This window comes from Caldithrix abyssi DSM 13497 (genome assembly GCF_001886815.1).
GTDB classification, from domain to species: Bacteria; Calditrichota; Calditrichia; order Calditrichales; family Calditrichaceae; genus Caldithrix; species Caldithrix abyssi.
The window spans coordinates 554,988-574,899 of sequence record NZ_CP018099.1 but is presented as its reverse complement, the minus strand read 5'-3'; the positions used below and the strand labels follow the sequence as shown (position 1 = coordinate 574,899).

Annotated in this window: 13 protein-coding genes; 5 read left to right on the top strand and 8 right to left on the bottom strand. The window is 47.2% G+C overall.

Annotation, left to right across the window (positions count from 1 at the left end):
• Nucleotides 1-195 precede the first annotated feature (195 nt).
• The 3 genes from Cabys_RS02305 (at nt 196) to Cabys_RS02295 (ending at nt 7,365) form a co-directional block, all read left to right on the top strand.
• Nucleotides 196-4,545 carry a CusA/CzcA family heavy metal efflux RND transporter gene (locus tag Cabys_RS02305; protein ID WP_006928495.1) on the top strand — a complete coding sequence of 1,450 codons (4,350 nt, stop codon included), beginning with the start codon at nt 196-198 and terminating at the stop codon, nt 4,543-4,545.
• 11 nt (nt 4,546-4,556) lie between these two features.
• The gene (locus tag Cabys_RS02300; RefSeq protein WP_006928494.1) at nt 4,557-5,690 is read left to right on the top strand and encodes an efflux RND transporter periplasmic adaptor subunit; all 1,134 of its coding nucleotides are present in this window, start codon (nt 4,557-4,559) and stop codon (nt 5,688-5,690) included.
• 370 nt (nt 5,691-6,060) lie between these two features.
• On the top strand, nt 6,061-7,365 hold the full coding sequence (locus Cabys_RS02295) for an APC family permease (RefSeq protein WP_006928493.1): 1,305 nt from the start codon (nt 6,061-6,063) through the stop codon (nt 7,363-7,365).
• 635 nt (nt 7,366-8,000) lie between these two features.
• On the opposite strand, the gene Cabys_RS02290 is transcribed toward Cabys_RS02295, so the two are convergent.
• The 8 genes from Cabys_RS02290 to Cabys_RS02255 form a co-directional block, all read right to left on the bottom strand.
• Nucleotides 8,001-9,179 (bottom strand): exo-beta-N-acetylmuramidase NamZ family protein, encoded by a 1,179-nt coding sequence (locus Cabys_RS02290; RefSeq protein WP_044281807.1) that lies wholly within the window; start codon nt 9,177-9,179, stop codon nt 8,001-8,003.
• A 143-nt stretch (nt 9,180-9,322) separates the two neighbouring features.
• Nucleotides 9,323-10,027 carry an ABC transporter ATP-binding protein gene (locus Cabys_RS02285; protein ID WP_006928491.1) on the bottom strand — a complete coding sequence of 235 codons (705 nt, stop codon included), beginning with the start codon at nt 10,025-10,027 and terminating at the stop codon, nt 9,323-9,325.
• A gap of 7 nt (nt 10,028-10,034) precedes the next feature.
• The gene (locus Cabys_RS02280) at nt 10,035-11,351 is read right to left on the bottom strand and encodes a hypothetical protein (protein ID WP_006928490.1); all 1,317 of its coding nucleotides are present in this window, start codon (nt 11,349-11,351) and stop codon (nt 10,035-10,037) included.
• A gap of 11 nt (nt 11,352-11,362) precedes the next feature.
• Nucleotides 11,363-12,496: a C1 family peptidase gene (locus Cabys_RS02275; RefSeq protein ID WP_006928489.1), complete on the bottom strand. Its 1,134-nt coding sequence runs from the start codon at nt 12,494-12,496 to the stop codon at nt 11,363-11,365.
• A 296-nt stretch (nt 12,497-12,792) separates the two neighbouring features.
• Nucleotides 12,793-15,735, bottom strand: a complete 2,943-nt coding sequence (locus Cabys_RS20565; protein ID WP_006928488.1) for a PKD domain-containing protein — start codon at nt 15,733-15,735, stop codon at nt 12,793-12,795.
• A 217-nt stretch (nt 15,736-15,952) separates the two neighbouring features.
• Entirely contained in the window at nt 15,953-16,150 is a 198-nt protein-coding gene (locus Cabys_RS02265) for a hypothetical protein (protein ID WP_044281134.1), read from the bottom strand.
• Between the two features lie 14 nt (nt 16,151-16,164).
• Nucleotides 16,165-17,184 carry an HD domain-containing phosphohydrolase gene (locus Cabys_RS02260; protein WP_006928487.1) on the bottom strand — a complete coding sequence of 340 codons (1,020 nt, stop codon included), beginning with the start codon at nt 17,182-17,184 and terminating at the stop codon, nt 16,165-16,167.
• The gene (locus Cabys_RS02255) at nt 17,181-18,344 is read right to left on the bottom strand and encodes an acyl-CoA dehydrogenase family protein (RefSeq protein ID WP_006928486.1); all 1,164 of its coding nucleotides are present in this window, start codon (nt 18,342-18,344) and stop codon (nt 17,181-17,183) included. The genes Cabys_RS02260 and Cabys_RS02255 overlap by 4 nt, the downstream gene beginning before the upstream one ends.
• 235 nt (nt 18,345-18,579) lie before the next feature.
• Between Cabys_RS02255 and Cabys_RS02250 the strand changes: the two genes are divergently transcribed.
• Both Cabys_RS02250 and Cabys_RS02245 read left to right on the top strand, forming a co-directional pair.
• Nucleotides 18,580-19,446: a mechanosensitive ion channel family protein gene (locus Cabys_RS02250; protein ID WP_006928485.1), complete on the top strand. Its 867-nt coding sequence runs from the start codon at nt 18,580-18,582 to the stop codon at nt 19,444-19,446.
• A 139-nt stretch (nt 19,447-19,585) separates the two neighbouring features.
• Nucleotides 19,586-19,903 (top strand): hypothetical protein, encoded by a 318-nt coding sequence (locus Cabys_RS02245; protein WP_006928484.1) that lies wholly within the window; start codon nt 19,586-19,588, stop codon nt 19,901-19,903.
• The last annotated feature ends 9 nt before the right edge of the window (nt 19,904-19,912 follow it).

Here is a 19,912-nt window from a genome sequence, read left to right as displayed (position 1 = left end):
AAGCAGAGTAAAATATATTGAGAGGGACGTTTGATAAAGAAAATTGAAAATGTTTTTCTGCCAGAATGGATGCACGAAGGCAGAAAGTTCTCATTAATAAACATAATATTTCGCATTCAGTACGAAAGAGCAGATGCGAAATATTTCGTTTTTTCAAAAATCTTGTTATTAAAGTAATTCATAAAGGAAGTTACAATGATTGAACGAATTATTAACTACAGCATCGACCATAAGCTGATCATTATTCTGGCGACGCTGGCCCTGGTCTTTTTTGGGCTTTACTCTCTGTCTCAGATTCCGATCGGCGCGGTGCCGGATGTAACCAACAATCAGGTGCAGGTGATTACCACCTCAAGGAACCTATCCACCGAGGACGTTGAAAAGTATCTGACCTATCCGGTAGAGCTGGAAATGGCCAATCTTCCGGGCGTTCTTGAAATTCGCTCTATTTCTAAGTTTGGCCTTTCGGTGGTTACCATTGTGTTCGAAGACGACATGGGCACCTATCTACCACGACAGCTCATCGCCGAAAAGATCAAAAACGCGCAGGAAAACATTCCTAAAGGATTCGGTACGCCTTTCATGGGGCCCATCACCACGGGACTCGGTGAAATTTACCAGTACATTATCGATACCGACGAAGCGCATAAGGACGCCTATTCCATTACCGACCTGCGCACCATTCAGGATTGGATCGTGCGCCGCCAGCTTTCCGGCATTAAGGGCGTTGTAGAAGTCAACACCTGGGGCGGCTACCTGAAGCAATACGAGGTGGCGGTCAATCCGGAGCGCATCCGTTCGATGGGTATTTCTATTTCGGAAGTATACACCGCGCTGGAAAAGAACAACAGCGTGGCCGGCGGCGGATATATCGAAAAGACCAACCAGAGCTACTTCATCCGCGGCGAGGGTTTAACCAGAACGCTTGACGATATCCGCAACATCGTCATCAAAAATGTTAACGGCACGCCCATTTATATTCGGGATGTGGCCAAAGTTGGTTTTGGGCACGCCACCCGCTTTGGCGCCATTACCGCCAACGGCGAGGGCGAAAAGGTGCTGGGTCAGGTAATGATGCTTAAAGACGCCGATTCCAAAGCGACCATCGACCGCGTAAAAGAACGCGTGGCAGAAATTCAAAAAACTCTGCCAGAGGGCATCGTCATTAATGGCTTTCTGGATCGTAGCGAATTAATCGGCAGAACTACTTTCACCATCACAGAAAACATTGTTCTGGGATTTTTAATCGTGGTTTTTGTAGTGGTTCTCTTGCTGGGAAATCTTCGTTCTGGCCTGGTGGTTGCATCGGTCATCCCCCTCAGTTTGCTGTTCGCCCTTTCGATGATGCACATCTTTGGAGTGGATGCTAACCTGATGAGTCTGGGCGCCATTGACTTTGGAATTATCATAGATGGGGCGGTGATTATTGTGGAGTTCATTGCCTTCCGCATCACTGCTCGACGGAACGATTTACTGAAGCTTAAAGGCCCAGAGCAACAGAACCTGCGCGACAAAATTTCGCGGGATAGCACGGTTAAAATGACCAGCTCTGCGGTCTTTGGCCAGATTATCATTATTATTGTGTTTATTCCCATTCTGTCCTTAACCGGCGTAGAAGGGAAGATGTTCAGACCCATGGCGCTGGTATTCACCTTTGCCCTTATTGGCACCATGATTTTAGGCTTTACCTATGTGCCGGTAGTCTCCGCCCTTTTTCTGCGCCCGGACGATCCCGAAAAAAACAATATTTCCAAACGCTTAATGGCTTTTATCATGAAGATGTACAAACCATCCATCGGCTGGGCCATGAAAAACAAGAAAAAAGTAATGGGCATGGCCGTGTTCATATTGATCGGCTCGGCCGTCATTTTCTCCAGAATGGGCGCGGAGTTTGTGCCCACGCTGGACGAAGGGGACTTCGTGATTCAGCCGGTGCTTAAAACGGGCACCTCTCTGAGCAAAACCATCGAAACCATGACGCGCATGGAAAAAATCTTGAAACAATTCCCAGAAGTTAAAAACGTGGTCAGTCGAATTGGCGCCGCCGAAGTGCCGACCGACCCCATGTCTATGGAAGAGACCGACGTCATCATCACTTTAAAGCCAAAGAATGAATGGGTCACCGCCAAAAGCAAAGATGAACTGGCCGACCGATTTAAAGAAGCTCTTTCTGTGATTCCCGGCGTTGATTATGAATTCACTCAACCCATCGAAATGCGATTTAACGAACTGATCACCGGCGTGCGGTCAGACCTGGCCATTAAGATTTTCGGGGAAGATCTGGATATTCTGTACCGCAAAGCCAAAGAAATCGAAGCGGCTATCCAGGGCGTGCCAGGCGCCTCTGACATTACGGTGGAAAAAGTGGCCGGGCTTCCACAGATGAGCGTGCGCTACAACCGACAAAAAATCGCCAAGTACGGCTTGAATGTTCAGGAACTGAACGACATTATTTCCATGGGGTTTGCCGGCGCCAAAGCAGGCGTGGTTTTTGAAGGCGAAAAACAATTCGATCTGGTTGTCCGTTTTGACAAAGAACATCGCCAGAGCATTGAGCATTTAAAGAACGCCTCCATCGCATTGCCCAACGGCCAGACTTTACCGCTGAGCGAATTTGCGGAAATTAAGGTTGTAAAAAGTCCGGCCAAAATTTCACGCGATAACACGCGCCGGCGTATTGTAATCGGCGTAAATGTGCGTAATCGCGATCTGGCATCCGTGGTGGATGATGTAAAAAAAATAATCGACCAGCAAATTAAACTTCCGGTCGGTTACACGGTTACTTACGGCGGCCAGTTCGAAAACCTGGAAAACGCCAAAAGGCGATTGATGATTGCCGTGCCCGTTGCCTTGTTCCTGATTTTTGTCATGCTGCATTTCGCTTTTGGCACGTTTAAAGAAGCCCTGATGATTTACAGCGCCATTCCGTTTGCCGCCGTGGGCGGCGTGTTGTCGCTCTATTTGCGCGGCATGCCCTTTAGCATTTCGGCTGGCGTGGGCTTCATCGCTCTGTTTGGCATTGCGGTTTTAAACGGCATTGTATTGATCGAGCATTTTAAAGAATTAAAAGAAGAAGGTGTTAAGGATATGTACGAAAGAATCCTTACAGGCACTAAAAACCGTTTGCGGCCTGTATTGCTAACAGCCGGCGCGGCAGCGCTGGGATTTTTGCCCATGGCGATTTCTACCAACGCCGGCGCAGAGGTTCAACGCCCGCTGGCTACTGTAGTCATCGGCGGACTGATTAGCGCCACTTTACTAACCATGATTGTCCTGCCCGTTCTCTACTCAGTAATGGACAATTTAAAGGTCAAAATTCCCGTGGGAAAAGGTAAATCCATTAGCCTGCTTACGCTCCTGTTGCTGGTAATGGCGCCCTTCTTTGTTAAAGCGCAAAACCCTGCGGGCAACGACCAATACCTCACCATTGATCGGGCCATTGCCATCGCCGTTAAAAATAACGCCGGCTTAAACGCCAAACACCTTATGGTGAAAGAAGCGGCCAGCAAGACGTCGCTGGATATTCCGAAAACCGATTTCTATTACAGTTACGATGAAAACAATATTGCGGAAAACAACCTGCCGCTGGATGTTTGGGGAGCTAACCAGTCATTTAAATTCCCCACCCTTTATCTCACACAAAGAAGTAAAAACAAGGCGCATATCATGGCCCAAAAGCAAAAATATGCGCTAAGCGAAACCGCGCTAAAGCGAGAAGTTTCCAGAGCGTATTACACCATCATTTACCTGAATAATGTGGAGGCAAAATACCGTTTTCTGGACAGCCTGCTAACGCGCTTTGCTCAGGCCGCTAAAATGCGTTACGATGTGGGGGAGACCAATAAGCTGGAATACTTAACCGCATTAGCTAAAAAGAAAGAAGCGGAAGTAATGCTGGCCCAGACACGACAAAAAATAAAGAGCGCTTACGCCGAACTGAACGCCTGGCTGCAAAGCGACAGCGCTTACGTTCTGCCGCCCCTGAAATTAACGCAACTGCCCCTTACTTCGATCGATTCATCCAATCCGGGGCTTAATTACTACCGACAGATGTTGCGCGCGGCCAATCTGGATGTCAGTCTGCAAAGACAAAGCTTTCTGCCAGAGATCAATGTAGGTGTTTTTGTGGGCAGCAACAACGGCGCCAACGCCAAAAAATATTACGGCTTTGACGTGGGCATCTCTGTTCCCATTCTCTTCTTCGAACAACGTTCCAATATCCAGCGCGCTAAAATTCAACGCCAGATTATCCGTCAAAACTACAAAGACTACGACGCCAAACTTAAAGCCCACATCCAATCGTTAATGGCCATGTTACACAGTTACAAAAAATCGGTAGATTACTACCAGACTACCGGCCGGGAACTGGCAAAGGAGCTTTTGCAAAACGCCAACAAGGCCTACCAGAACGGCGAAATTGATTTTTTGCAATACATCCAGTTAGTGCGCAATTCCCTTTCGATTGAGATGGACTACTTAAACAATTTGAATCAGTACAACCAGACGGTTCTGTCGTTAAATTATCTGGTATTAAATGAAAAATAAAGGAAGATAAAATGAAAGCTTTAAAAATGATCTCCATTGTAACGGTACTGTTAGCGCTGTTTGCAGCCTGCACAACTACCGAGAATCAACAAGAAGCAGAAAACGCTCCAGCTGAAAATCAAATTATTATTACTGCCGAACAGTTTACTTCTTCAAATATGGAGCTGGGCAAAATTACGTTGCAATATTTTTCGGAAAGAATCCGGGCCACGGGCATGATTGACGTTCCACCGCAATACAAAGCCGACGTGAGCGTTTACTACGGCGGAACGGTGAAAGATGTGCGCCTGTTAGCAGGACAAAGCGTTAAAAAAGGCGCCACCTTGTTTACGCTGGAAAACCCCGATTATGTGCAAATGCAGCAGGATTATTTAACCGCCAAAAGTCGCTTAAACTACCTGCGCGCAGAGTACGAACGGCAGAAGAAACTGTTTGCAGAAAATGTCGCCTCGCAGAAAAAATATCTGAAAGCCGAATCCGATTACTTTACCGTTCTCTCCGACTTTAAAGCGCTGGGGCAAAAACTGCGCTTGCTGAACATCGATCCGGAAAATCTGGATTACAACAGGGTCGCCACCTTTACCGAGATCAAAGCGCCCATCGGCGGGTATGTTACACAGGTCAATATTACCCGCGGGCAGTTTTTAAGTCCCAACGAGGTGGCTGTCTCCATCGTTAACACAGAGCACCTGCACCTGGAATTAAAGGTTTTTGAAAAGGACATCACCAAAATTAAAAAAGGACAGTCCATCCGCTTTCGTTTACCGGACAACGATACCGACTATTACGAAGGCCTGGTCTTTCTTGTTGGGCAGGCCGTGTATTCGCCTGAACGGACCATCAATATTCACGGCCATTTAAAAAACGAAGCCCTGAGCTCACAATTCATCCCCGGCATGTACATCGAAGCGGAAATTTTAGTGAACGAGGAGCAATATCCGGCGCTGCCTACAGACGCTGTGGTTAATGTAGAAAGTGGAAATTATATTCTGGTCAAAAAATCTTTTACCAACAACCAATACATCTTTGTGCAAGAAGCGGTTAAAATTGGCAAATCCAACGACGGTTACACACAAATTCTTAACGCCGATCGATTTGGCGACGCCGAGATATTGATTAAAGGCGCTTTTAATTTGATCCATTAGCGAGTTTTAAGTGAATCTTGCATAGCGTCATTCCAGCGCCAATGGAAGAAATTACATCCTGGGCAACCTTGACCGCCAACTATTTGAAAGGACGGTTAGACGACGCTACTTTTCCCTTCATATACGGACGGTCCTTACAAAGGCCGTCCGTTTTTATATCCTGACCAGAGTTATCCATTATTTTGTTTCTATCGACGTTTCGGTTGATTGAAGTCGCTTATTTTCTTATGTGTCCGCTGATATTTCCCCCTCCTTAAAGGCGTAAAAATTCATAAATTATTTTGACAACTATTGTAAAACTTTTATAATATAAAAAACAAAGAAATGGCGGATAGGAAAGGTCAACACCCCTCACGGAAGGAATTTGCTCATGAAACCATCTAAAAAGCTCAGTTTATTAGAAGTAATCTCCATGGCGGTGGGTACCATGATCGGCGCCAGTATTTTTTCTATTTTCGGGTTGGGCGCCAAAATTGCCGGACAAAATTTACCGGAAGCTTTCATGCTCTCTGCCTTTTATGCCCTGATCGTTGCCTATTCGTATGCGATTTTAGGGTCTAAAATAATATCCAATGCCGGCCCCATTGCCTTCATTTTGAAAGGCATCGGCGATAACATCATTACGGGCGCATTAAGTATTTTGATGTGGCTGACCTATATCGTATCCATTGCTCTTTTTGTAAAAGGATTTGCCGGTTATTTTTTGCCCTTTTTTCATATAACCGTTACCCCCGTATCCATGGCCATCGTCGAAATTTTTGTAATTTCATTTTTTACGTCTTTAAACTTCTTTGGCAGTAAGGCGGTGGGAAAAGCCGAATTTTACATTGTGCTTATTAAAGTCTCTATTCTGTTAATTTTTATCTTCGGCGGCTTTTTGACTATTAACTGGCTAAGAGTTCAACCCCTGTTAGATACCGTGCATGTTAGCGGAATGATCAATGCTTCAATTATTTTTTTCCTTTCCTACATGGGCTTTGGCTTAATCACCAATGCCTCCGAAAATATTAAAAATCCTGAACGAAATGTTCCGCTGGCTATTTATATCAGCATATTTATTGTCATGTTTATTTATGTTTTCATATCGATTGTAACCATCGGTAACTTACCCCTACCAGACATTATCAAAGCGCAGGAAAACGCCCTGGCCGTGGCTGCCAGACCCTTTTTAGGAAATTTTGGTTTTATTCTCATATCAATCGGAGCATTGTTTTCCATTTCATCCGCATTAAACGCCTCCATCTTCGGTGGGGCTAACATTGCCTATGCGCTGGCCAAAAGCGGTGAGTTGCCTAAAAGTTTTGAGCGCAAGGTATGGTTCCAATCGACGGAAGGTCTATATTTTACTTCTGGCCTTGCCCTTACTGCAGCGCTTTTTCTGGATTTAGGAGCCATTGCTTCCATCACCAGCACCATTTTTACCGTCATTTATATTTTTGTCCTGTATTCCCACTTAAAATTGTACAAGCAATTCGGCGGTAACAGGTTTATCATTGGCTTCAATCTCATCGTTCTGTTGATTGTTTTCGGCGCGCTCATGAACTATCAATGGCAAACCAACAAGGCGGCTTTCTTCATCAGTATTTTCGCATTTTTGGGGGCCGGGTTACTTGAATACGCTTACAGAAGATTTACGAATAGAAAAATTAGGCATAAGGGCATCGCTCCGTCATAGGCAAACACGCACTATTTTTGTTTAAGGCAGCAAAGCGGCAATGCGCGCTAAATAATTTTCTTGCAGATTACGCCAATCATCGCAAAAAAGATTAAACAAATTATTTTGAGCGACCACTGATAGCTCAGATAAGTCACAAAGGCGAAAAAACTATTTTAAATTAAAAATAGTTTGAATTGCCCTCACGCACTGTACTCTTACTCTCAGACAAAAGATTAGGAATGACCGTACTTGTAAGGGCGAAGGATTTCCATCCCCCTTTATCCAGAATGCTTTTTTTTTATGACTAAAGAGTAATGCTTGCCGGCGCTGAATTGTTCTTGGAAATCCTTCGCCCCTACATAAACGGTGGTAGGAATTCATCACATTTGGAGAAACATTTTTGAAATGACAGACTAACTATTTAACCATTCAACTATTCAACCATTCAACTATTTTACCATTCAACCATTTTACCATTCAACTAATCAACCACTCCAGCGGCACTAAAATTTTCAACCGCTAATACGCTAAGCAGAAAGCATTCTAAACTAAGCGTTCATCCTCATTTAAGTTCGCCTTGCGCCAGACCACATTTCTGGTCAGCAGGTCGGGCGAAACACCTTTTTTAATACAAAATGATTTCGCCTAGCGGATCATTCATAAAGACGGGCCTCTTCTATTTCAGAAGAATGGGGCGCCCGTTCATTTTGCCATTTAACTTCCATTTCTGAAAGCGGCGCACCCTGCTCCAGCATGGGACGCAACCAGTCGTTGCCGACCAGAATATCAAACGGCATTTTATGGTACTCGTATTCATAAGGAGGGTTTTTCCACTGAAAAAAAGAGCCGTACAACTGAATGGTTTCTCGCAATAGAGCGATGGTTGTCAAAAATGGTTTAAATTGCGAGCGATCGTAAACATGGATAAAGCAGCCGCGGCAAACCTCTCCCTGATATTTGTTAAACGTTGGCTGAAACTCCAGGGGCCGAAAATGTACGCCCGGCAAACCAAGTTCGTTCATCCTTGCAGAAAATTGCCAGTGGTCCATCCAGGGCGCGCCAAAAATCTCGAAAGGCCGCGTCGTTCCCCGGCCCTCGGAAATATTGGTCGCCTCCAGCAGGCACATGCCGGGATAAACAACGGCCGTGTCCACCGTGGGCATATTGGGCGAAGGCATACCCCAGGGCAGACCGGTTTCGTCAAAATACATAGAGCGCCGCCAGTTTTTAAGCTGAACAACCTTTAATTGTACAGCGGGATAAAATCGTTCTTTCAGGTAAATGGCAACTTCACCAATGGTTAATCCGTGACGCACAGGCAATGGATGCCAGCCCACAAAGCTCTTAAAATCCATATTTAACCAGGGGCCCTCCACCTGCCGACCGCCAATGGGGTTGGGACGATCCAGCACGACCATTTGCACATTGTTTTCTGCGCAGGCTTCCATGCACAGGGCCATGGTCCAGATAAAGGTGTAATAGCGCGCACCCACATCCTGCAAATCAACCGCCAGCACATCTATATTTTCCAACATCTGGGGCGTGGGTTTACGATGTTCGCCGTACAGGGAATAGACTGTCGCACCACTGTAATGATCGACGTAACCTTCCCATTCAATCATGTTATCCTGCGTATGGCCAAACAATCCATGTTGCGGCCCGAACAAAGCTTTAAGTTCAAAGCGCCCTTTTTGATGGGCCTCTTTAAAGCGCTCGATGGCATGACGAAAATCGGAAGCAATCGAAGCCTGATTGCACAGCAATCCCACTTTTTTATTCTTTAACAGGGCAAAATCTTCTGCGATTAAAACATCCAGACCTGTTTGTACCATCTGTTTTCCCTTTTCTTTATTTAAAAACAATCTGTCTGCCTTCTTTTTTTCTTAAATTAGGACAAAATTTCGAACGAAACCAATTTTAATCTGCGGGAGATAATAATTGAAAAACATCTAAAGCACGCCGGCGTTAAGCGCGCTTATTGTCCGATTATTTCCATAAAAATTTGCTCGATGGAGCGATCGTCGTTTTGCATTTCATTTCGAACCAGGGTTTTTAGCAGCCGGCCCTGATGCAAGATAAGGATCTCATCGCACCAATCGACCAGTAAGGGCAACACGTGAGAGGCAATAACAACGGTTTTGCCCTGCCCTTTTAGCGTTTGCAAATATTTTTTCAGGCGCAACAAAGACAACGTGTCCAGACCGTTTATGGCTTCGTCGATAAAAATGAAATCCGGCTCGCCCATTAAAGCCGCAGAAAGCAGCATCTTCTGGCGCATGCCATGGGAATAACCGGCAATCAGCATGGGTAAAAAATCTGCCATATCAAACAGTTCGCTCAGGCTTTTGATTGCCTTTTGAGGTTGCGAAAGGCGTTTAACGCTGGCAATCAACTGCAAAAATTCCAGGCCCGTTAAATAATCAAACAGTTCCGTCTCTTCCGGCGCGTAGCCGCAATGCGATTTAATCCAGGAACGATCTTTACGGACATCGTGGCCGTTAATGAAAATTTGGCCCTCAAATTCACTAATCAGGCCCAGCAGGCAATTGATCAGCGAAGACTTGCCGGCGCCGTTAATACCGGCCAGACCGCAGATAACGCCCGGTTTTATGGTTAAATGAACGGCATTCAACACCTGAAGTTCTTCATAAAAAAGAGAAAGATTCTGAACCTGGATCATGCTTGTTTTAACTCCTTAAAAATCGATAGCTTTTGAATACATACAACGTTAAAAAGAAAACCGTTATCAGCGGGCCTAAAAAGCGATCCCACAATGTCAGGATGGTGAAAAACAACAGCGAAAAATGGAAGGCGTAGCCGGCCGTTCGCGGATTATCAAAAAAGATTATTTGAAAGCTGATCAGCGAAACGAGAATCATGGCCGCAGCAAACAGCAAAAAAAGCAACAGCTGCCAGTGCTCGCTCAGCGGAATGTGGTTAAAATGCAGCGTAAAACTGAAAAGAGCCAATAAAAGAAGCACGAACAAAAACTCCACCGCAAAGCGGGCCGACGCATACGAAAAAAAAGGCAGATTCAGCCCTTTAAAAAACCATTCCGGCTCTCGTTGGGCAAACTGCGTTGAAAAAAACTGACCGTAATGGCGCCAGATCAGCAAAAACACCGTCAGTGTAAAAAAATTGAGCGCCTGCTGTGGGTAAAGGTGGAACAATAAAAATCCCACCAGCGGAGTGGCCAGCAACATCCACCGTTTGCTGCGCCGAAAGGCCGGATTTCGCCAGAGATTTAAAAACTCCCGTCTGACAAGCTGTCGCCACAATCCGCCGTTTTTTTGCAGACGAGCGCGCCCTTTCTTTTTTTGTGCATGTTCTTTAGCAAGCGGGTACAATTCATCCAATGCCGCTCCCGCCTTTCTGCCCAGAAACACCCTCCACGTTAAACTCAGCCCTAAAGGCAGGCCGGCCAGTAAAAGGTCAAACAGCAAAAGCGCGTTAAACGAGTGGCGCCACAGAATGCTGCCGATAATCAGCGTCGCCGCCATTACGCCCTGCAAAAAGAAAAAGACCTTCTGGCGGCGGCGCAGTTTCAGAAAGGCCTCCAGGCTAAAGATGGTAAAACCGAGGACAAGAACGGCAAACAGGCCGATCAAAAACATGGCCCGCCATCTATCAATCCGCCATTCCGTGAACCAATAAAGAGTAAAAATAATCCAGCCCCAGAGCCAGTTTTTGTGCAAGTAATAAAACAACAACTTCAGCAAATCGCTGCTCGCCAGCGGCAGGGGGCGCAGCAACGACAGGGGCAGCTGCCGGGCTATCGAACGGGACAGAAAAACGGGAAAGGCCACCAACAGGTAAAGCAGCAAACCGTTCAATAGCAAAAGCGAAACAGGCGGATTGTCATGTTGCCAGTGCTGTAAAAAAGGTTTAAAATAGTGAGAGCCAAAAAGGAGAATAAAGCCCCACAGCAGCGCATTTTGCGTTAGATGCCAGAAGCCAGGCTCCTTTAAGGCGTTTACGGTTTGCCGACATAAAAGACGTAACATCGCCACCTGTTTTATTTCTGCGCTTTGATCTTTTTAACGATTTCGGGGATGGCCTCTTTGTGCGCCATAAAGGCCAGCACTTTTAACTTCACATAATCTCCGTGAAACAGATAATAGCCGTCTAAATCGGGCGAGCCATCCCAGGCGGTGCGCCAGGAATCTTTAACCAGAAACCAGTCGTCTCCTTTTACCCTTCGGTAGCCCACCATGTGCATTAAATGATCGTCGGTGGTGACGCCGGTTTTAAAACGCAGTTCGCGGGCATCCTGATCGATGTACTCACCGGGGATGTCGTAGGGCACCACAAAGGCGGCGTCGTACCGCCCCATTCTACCCGGCTCGCCGATGTCGCTGTCAAAGGCAACGGTGTATCCGCGTTTCAAAGCGTTTTTAATCCCCCGGTAAAACTCCTCCAGCGGCACATTAAAATAGTCGTCATGATGCGCCCAGTTGTCCGGCACCTTCAGCTCCACAAATTGATAAAAAGGCGCGTATTGAAAGGAGGTCACCATCAGGTAATCGTCCCAGGGCAAACGGACTACTTTTCTCAAAAACGATTTGGGATCGTAAGTTTTCCCTTTGTATTCAAAGACCTGCGGCGGCACGCCCATGTGTTTGTACAAAATCTGCCGCACTTTGTACAGCACCAGGTCTTCGTCCCACAACCGCAAGGCCTTCACCTTTTGCATGAGCGAATCCAGTTGAGCGTACATGAGCTGCTGGTTGTAAGTGTTTTTACCTTCGGGCAAGCCGCTGTACGCCTGATAGGGCACCATGCCATATTGCTGAATCATGTCCCAAACGCCGGTAAATAAATCTCCCGGCGCAAAATGCGACTGCCCTCTGGTTTGCACAAAACGGCGCGCTTTTTCGATATAAACGTGAAAAAAGGGAAACATCATGGAAAGGCGGACGGTATCCAGCCCCAGACGCTGCATTTCGCTTTCGATAAACGAGGTGGTGGCAAATGCCCAGCAAGCCGAGGTGGTATCCTGATTAAGGGGAGAAAGATGGGCTAAAACGTGAAATTTTGCCTTATTTGCGGGCTTGTGAATTTGTTGCAGATATTTCTGCGCGTCAAAATCCCCCGCCTGCGCAATGGCCAGGGCGCTTAGTAAGCTGAAAATAAAAACGAGCCGGCGCATGGTTTGGTCTCCTGTTTGTTTTGTTAAAAATAAAAAATTTTACAACTCAATCAAAATCAGGCTTAAAAATCAGGCGTTCTGCTCCCTATCAGTCATTTTGAATCTTGCGAAAAACTTTTAAATGGCAAGCTGGCTATTTAGCAAAATGTCATGTTTCATACCGCCCTTACGGGCAAAATGCGCACCCTGTCATTTTTCACCCAGCCATTGCGCTATGAGAAATCTCCAAACATAAAAAAAGGGAAGCCTGTTTAAAGACTCCCCTTTCCAATTGGTGCTTTTAAAGAAATTTTCTGTTATTTAATCAGTAAAATCTTTTTCCGGATCTTGAATTTTTGATCATAAGTAATCTGATAAAAATAGACGCCCGAGGGCACCTTATTACCGCTAAAATTAGTAGCGTTCCATTTAACCTGCTGCAACCCTACTGAAGCGGGTCCATTAAACAACGTGTTCACCTTTTGGCCCAGCAGATTGTACACATCCACGCTAACGTTACTTACTTCGGGCACAAAGAAGGTAATGGTGGTTGTAGGATTAAATGGATTGGGCGCGTTAGAGGCAAACTGGATATCGGACTGTAATTCGATATCTTCCAGCTTGATGTTTGTAAGTTGAACCACTTTAGCCGTCGCATCGGTGGTGCTTCCGCACTCTTCCACATTGGCGGCGGCATCGTACTGCCAGCCCGATTTGCTCACGTTATCCACACAAAACGTGAACTCCGCATCTCCCAGTACCCAGGACGAATAGGAGGTGGCCCAGCCGTCGGCATTGGTGGTAACCGAGCTTGATCCGCTGGTTCCGCCGCTCCATGTGCCGTCAACGGTGGCATTGTCCACGCCGACGCCGCTGGCATCAACGATCTGAATTTCCGCTTTGCCACGCGTAATAATCCAGAAGGTCTCTTTGGTTACATTAACCTGATTGACGTGCATGGTTGGCTGGCTGGCTTCGGTAACGGTAATGTAATTGGTTTTGGTGTTGGTATCCGAACCGTAGGCGTTGGTGGCGGTAAGCGAAACCGTGTACGTACCCGGCGCATTGTAAGTGTAAGTAGGATTTTGCTGCGTGGATGTGCCGCCATCGCCGAAATCCCAGCTCCAGGAAGTAGGATTATTGCTGGAGAGATCGGTAAAGTTTACCGTTAACGGGGCGTCGCCGGATGTGGGCGTACCGCTAAAATCGGCCACCGGCGGATTGCCCGTCGGTTCGGTAACCGTGATGTAATCCACTTTGGTTTGCGTGTCCGAATCGCAGGAATTAGAGGCGGTTAGCGTAACGGTGTAGGTTCCCGCGGTGTTGTAGGTGTGCGTTGGATTCTGTTCGGTGGAAGTAGCGCCGTCGCCAAAGTCCCAGCTCCAGGCCGTTACCGTGCCGGTGGACTGGTCGGTAAAACTAACGCTCAGCGGCGCGTCGCCGGATGTGGGCGTTCCGCTAAAATCGGCCGTGATCGGTTCGTAAACGGTAATGTAATCCACTTTGGTTTCCGTATCTGAGCCGCCCGGGCCGCTAACCGTCAGCGAAACCGTGTAGGTGCCGGGATTGTTGTAGGTGTGTTGCGGATTTTGTGCGGTAGAAGTTGTTCCATCGCCAAAATCCCAGCTGTAGCTGGTGATGTCGCCGCTGGACTGATCGGTAAACTGTACGCTTAACGGCGCGCAGCCGCTTGTGGGGTCGGCAGTAAAGGCGGCCGTGGGAGCCGGAGTCACCCCGTCGTTTACTGCGTTGTAGGCGTTAACGCGTCCTGCGCCCAGTTTGCCGGCATAGGTCGTATTTAAATCATCGATGGGATCGGCCGTGTCGTACAGGCGTTGTTTAACCTGCGAGGCAGACCAGTCCGGATGCCTGGACCAGATTAAAGCAGCCACGGCAGCCGCGTTGGGCGCCGCCATTGAGGTGCCGCTTAAAGAAGCCACATAATCGGTGTCGGGATTGTCATGGTCGTGATAGGTAGAATAAATGTTGTCTCCCGGCGCCGAGATATCCACCCACGTGCCGTAGCTGGAAAAGCTGGCCTTTTGGTCGTTGGCATCGGTGGCGGCAACGGAAATAATATCGCTGCGTCCGGTCATGTAATCGGTTTCTTCGTTGTCGCTATTGCCGGCGGATTTAAAAATCAAACGCTGATCGCCGGCCAGAAAGTAATCGATGGCGTCGCCAAGGCCGCCGGTATTAGAGGAACCCCAGCTGCAGGACGCGATTTTTGCTCCGTTGTCAGCCGCGTAATAAAAAGCGTCCGCGGCAAAATCCATGCTCACATAGCCTTGCTCCCAGATGAAAAAGGTGCCCGAGTAACCGATGCGCAGGGCCATCACTTTAACGCCGTTGCCGGTTTCTGCCTGATTGCCGTTCAAGTAACCGCCTGCCGCAGAAGCCACCGCGTAGCCGTTGTTGTTAATGGCGCCCACAATGCCGGAAGTATGGGTGCCGTGACCGTTAAAATCGCGCGGATCATTGTCTGGCGTGGTATCGTCTTCGCCCGGGTAACCGTTTACGCCGTCCACAAAATCCCAGCCAATCCAGTCATCCACAAAACCGTTGCCATCGTCATCCACGCCGCTTACGCCATTCTTTTCGGCCCAGTTAATCCACATGTTGCCCCTGGCCGCTTCGGGATTGGACGAAGAGGCATTGGCGCCGCCCAGGTCTTTGTGGTAATAGCGAACGCCCGTATCGAGAATGGCCACGATGATGTTTTCGTTGCCGTCTTCAATTTCCCAGGCTTCGGGGGCGTCCATGTCGTGATCGTTGCTCTGGTTCAGATGCCATTGCTGGCCAAAATCAGGGTCGTTGGGCAGTGCGGCATCTACCGAATGAATGCCAATGGGCTGGGCGTCCACAACGCCGGAAAGACGACGATAGGCGCGGGCCACCTGTTCCGCGTCCACATCCGCCTTAAACTTTACCTTAAACCACTGCCGCGGATCGATGGAGCGTCCCTGATAAAAACGAGATTGCAGGTGGGGATATTTTTGAATGATGGAGCTCACGTCAAACTGCCGGCTAAGGCGGTCTAACGACGCAATGCCGGTAATGCCCAGACGCTTAGCTTGCTCTTTATCCATGCGCTCCAGAAACGCCGAACTCACTTTAAGCACGATTTCGCGCTCTTTAAATCCGACAAAACGCGGAGCCTGTTTGTCTGGTTTTTGCACCTGAGCAATTTGCGCCTGCTGCGCGGCAGCAAGGCTAAACATGAAAATACTCAGGACAAAAAAACGAATAAAATACTTCATAGGGGGTCCTCCTCCCGGTTAGTTGAAGTTTAGTGAAATTTATGATTACGGATTTATGCTCACCGTCAGATCAAATTGCACAAAATTCAAACAGCAGGTTTCGGAAAGACGAAGGGATTCGATTAAAACAGGATGAAGGTCAATGGACTGGGCTTCCAAAACCGGAGAAATCTTAGACTAAATCTATCAAAGAACGATTAAACCACAACTTTACGCTCTACTTTAAATAAGGAGAGCGCCCGTTTCGAATACCAAAGCGATGAACTTTATTTTGCATGAATTCAACATCAATAAAACGAACCTTGCCGGCAAAAAATTTCCGTTCAGCGCCTCCATAAGCAAAATTAAAATCGTTTTTCAAAACCGGCGACAGTTGTTCGACAAACGCTCGTTCAAAGTAGGGGTAGCGTTCCAATAAGTCAAGGTTTTTTACGTATCCGAAATATCCGTAAAATCTTCAATTTTTAAACGCATCTTTTTGCCAGCCAGCTCAGAATGCATTACCGCGTTAAACACTTTCACCAGCTCCGGGTCGAACTGCGTACCTGCGGATTTGGCCAATTCATGCAGCGCTTCTTCGGATGATTTCGCGTCGCGGTACACGCGGCGCGACACGATGGACTCGTAAGCATCTACAATGGTCAGGATGCGCGCAAGCCGTGGAATGACCTCGCCCTGCAGGCCGTCCGGATAGCCGCTGCCGTCAAATCGCTCGTGATGATGGCGAATGATGGCGGCCACTTCTTTCAGCTCGTCAATTTTGCCCACGATGTTGCTGCCCACAATCGGATGTTCTTTGGCGATTCGGTACTCCAGCTCATGCAGATGCGACGCTTTGTTTAAAATATAGTCTGGCATGCCGATCTTGCCGATGTCGTGCAAAATGGCCGCCAGCTCCAGGGTAAATTGTTCCTCTTCCGAGAGGTCCAGCGCAATAGCCATCATGCGGGCATGGCGCGCCACGCGCAAGGAATGGCCGGATGTGTAAGGATCTTTGGCCTCCAGCGCGGCAATCAGGGCCTTAATCGTTTTAAGCAGAACCGTTGCCTTTTGAGGAGAATTTTTCTTTTGCTCCAGACGTCTTCTTTCTAAATTCCGTTCGATAATGGACGGCAAGTTTTTTAAATTAAAGGGCTTTTTCAGAAAGTCGGAAGCGCCGCGGTCGAGCGCTTTGTGAATGATCTCGGTGTCATCAGAAGCCGTAATGACCACAAAGGGCAAATCAAAACGAAATTTACGAACCGCATCCAACAGCTCCAGACAGGTGCCGTCCGGCAGCATATAATCGGCCAGAATCAGGTCAAACGGTACCTTTTTAATGATTTCCAGCGCCTCTTGCAGCGTTGTAACCCCATGGCAACGGTAGTTGTAAAAATCAAGCGTTTCCAGAATGGTATGAAAGGCAATTTGTTCGTCTTCCACCAGTAAAATGGTTTTATCCTTGTTCATCGAAAGGCCTCGATTCCTGTTATTGCTTCGCCAATAATTAAAGTGTGAATGTCGTGTGTTCCTTCATAGGTGTAAACCGATTCCAGGTTTAACATGTGACGAATGGTCTGATATTCGTCGATGATGCCGTTGGCCGCCAGGATGGATCGCGCGCTGCGGGCGATTTGCAGCGCCTGATGCACGTTGTTGCGTTTGGCCATGGATATGTGGTAGTGCTTCGCCTTTCCGGCATCCTTCATACGCCCTAATTGCAAATTGAGCAACAGACCTTTGGTAATTTCGCTGATCATCTCAACCAGTTTGTGCTGCACCAGTTGAAAGCCGGCAATCGGTTTGGAAAACTGAGTGCGCGTCAGGGCGTAATCGCGGGCTTCTTCATAACAGGCCATGGCCGCCCCAATAGCGCCCCAGGCAATGCCGTAGCGCGCTTCGTTTAAACATGAAAGAGGAGCGCGTAATCCTCTGGCCTGCGGCAGGCGGTTTTCTTCCGGAATCTCACAATCCTCAAAAACCAGCTCGCCCGTATCGGATGCGCGCAGCGAAAACTTGCCGTGGATTTTATTTTGAATAAAGCCTTTTGTCCCCTTTTCCACCAGAAAACCGGATACGCCTTCGCTCGTTTTAGCCCAGACCACCGCCACATCGGCCACCGTGCCGTTGGTGATCCACATTTTGCTGCCGTTTAAACGCCAGCCGCCGGACACCTTTTCCGCTCTGGTCTCCATCCCGCCGGGATCAGACCCATGGTCGGGCTCGGTTAAGCCAAAGCAACCTATTTTCTGACCGCTGGCCAGCAGCGGCAGCCACTTCTGTTTTTGTTCTTCTGAACCGTATTTGAAAATGGGAAACATAACCAGGCTGTTCTGCACGGAAGCCAGCGAACGAAGACCGCTATCGCCCCGCTCCAGCTCCTGCATGGCCAGTCCGTAAATAAAATAACTTAATCCGGCGCCGCCATATTCCTCAGGAATGGTAATGCCGAACAACCCCAGTTCGGCCAGTTGAGGTACCATTTCAAACGGGAATTCGCCACGGGCATGATACTCGCGAATAATCGGAAGGTACTGTTCGTCAACAAAGGCGCGCAGGCTTTCCATGATCATGCGTTCTTCTTCAGAAAGCTGTTCAAACACGCCTAAAAAATCACTTCTTTCTACCATCGGTCGCTCCTGGAAAATTAAAGTAGCTTTAAAGATAATAATTTTACACCTCAATTAGCAAATTAATGATACCATTTAAAATGGTTTTATGCCGATTTAAATTCGGCATTCGTTTAAACTTTTAAATTAATGGACCGTGGCGCGGCAAACGATCGCCATAAAAATGAACAGAAATTTTCATTTTAGCCACTGGTCGATTATATTTAATCAGCTTTTCCAAAAAGGAGTTCGGATTATGGAAGGCATTTTCCAGAAATTAGACACACTTTTTACTTTTACGCTCTTTTCGATCAACCAAACTCCGGTAACCCTGGCCTCAATCCTTTTATTTTTTGCCATGATTATCTTCTTTTATGCCGCTTCCAAGTTCTTTAACCGCTTTTTGCTGAAAAGGATTTTGAGCAACTTTAACATTGAAACCGGCGTTCAATTTGCGGTTATTCGCGTTACGCACTACTTGCTGATGATTACCGGCGTTGTCATTGCCTTTCAGTTCATCGGGATCGACCTTAGCGGTCTGGCTTTCATCTTCGGGCTGCTATCGGTTGGTATTGGCTTTGGCCTGCAAAACATTACATCGAACTTTGTGGCCGGCCTTATTCTGCTTTTTGAGCGGCCCATTCAAATCGGCGACCGCGTGATGATCGGCGATCTGGAAGGCGATGTGACCGACATCAACATGCGCTCCACCACCATCCGCACACTGAACAATGTTTCCATTATTGTTCCCAATTCCGAATTCATTTCTAATAAGGTGGTGAATTGGTCGCACGGCGATACGCGCGTGCGCATTGAAGTAAAAGTGGGCGTGGCTTACAGTTCTGACCTGGACCTGGTTTTGCGCACTTTAAAGGAAATTGCAGCGGAGCATCCCGGTGTATTAAAACATCCTGAGCCTGAAGTGATATTCGAAAGTTTTGGCGATTCTGCCTGGAATTTGAACCTGCGCGTCTGGCTGCCGGATCCGCATCAACACCACCGCATTCGTTCGGAACTAAACTGCGCAATTGTGCGCAAATTCCGCGAACGGAAAATCGAAATCCCCTTTCCACAGCAGGATGTTTATATTAAAGAAACGCCCGCAAAGGAATACAGGCGGTAAGGTTTCCGTTTAAGTTAAAAAAAGACCTAAAAAAAATGCAATTTAATCAATATCACAGACATTATTTTAAAGTTTGTTAAATTTTAGGATATCATGTCGATTAAGTAAGATTGAGGTAAATAAAAAACAGGGAAGAATCATGAAAAGGTTCGTCGTATTTAGTTTCATTGTTATTTTAATGTTCGGTTGCATTTCAACCAACAAGCCGCTGGAAACAAAGCCGGTCATTTCGGTTGATCCTTATGTAATGAACTGGTTTAAAAAACCGGCAGCTCTTTCATCCGAAAAAATCGCCGTTCTGGTGCTAAGCAAAGAATCGCTAAAAGAATACGGTTTTTTGAAACACAACAAAGGAAACTATTACACGGGTCGCCTGACTCGTGATCAATTAAAACTACTTTTAAACGACAAACGCGTTCTCCGCATTTCTGGCGGCGAGCAAAAACTTCAACACTAAACCATGGAG

Bases quoted from the DNA above. Each gene is read 5' to 3' on its own strand.
- Cabys_RS02255 (WP_006928486.1), bottom strand. From the start codon at position 18,344: ATGGTAGAAAGAAGTGATTTTTTAGGCGTGTTTGAACAGCTTTCTGAA.
- Cabys_RS02290 (WP_044281807.1), bottom strand. From the start codon at position 9,179: ATGGTACAAACAGGTCTGGATGTTTTAATCGCAGAAGATTTTGCCCTG.
- Cabys_RS02295 (WP_006928493.1), top strand. From the start codon at position 6,061: ATGAAACCATCTAAAAAGCTCAGTTTATTAGAAGTAATCTCCATGGCG.
- Cabys_RS02260 (WP_006928487.1), bottom strand. From the start codon at position 17,184: ATGAACAAGGATAAAACCATTTTACTGGTGGAAGACGAACAAATTGCC.
- Cabys_RS02280 (WP_006928490.1), bottom strand. From the start codon at position 11,351: ATGTTACGTCTTTTATGTCGGCAAACCGTAAACGCCTTAAAGGAGCCT.
- Cabys_RS02300 (WP_006928494.1), top strand. From the start codon at position 4,557: ATGAAAGCTTTAAAAATGATCTCCATTGTAACGGTACTGTTAGCGCTG.
- Cabys_RS02305 (WP_006928495.1), top strand. From the start codon at position 196: ATGATTGAACGAATTATTAACTACAGCATCGACCATAAGCTGATCATT.
- Cabys_RS02250 (WP_006928485.1), top strand. From the start codon at position 18,580: ATGGAAGGCATTTTCCAGAAATTAGACACACTTTTTACTTTTACGCTC.
- Cabys_RS02275 (WP_006928489.1), bottom strand. From the start codon at position 12,496: ATGCGCCGGCTCGTTTTTATTTTCAGCTTACTAAGCGCCCTGGCCATT.
- Cabys_RS02285 (WP_006928491.1), bottom strand. From the start codon at position 10,027: ATGATCCAGGTTCAGAATCTTTCTCTTTTTTATGAAGAACTTCAGGTG.
- Cabys_RS20565 (WP_006928488.1), bottom strand. From the start codon at position 15,735: ATGAAGTATTTTATTCGTTTTTTTGTCCTGAGTATTTTCATGTTTAGC.
- Cabys_RS02245 (WP_006928484.1), top strand. From the start codon at position 19,586: ATGAAAAGGTTCGTCGTATTTAGTTTCATTGTTATTTTAATGTTCGGT.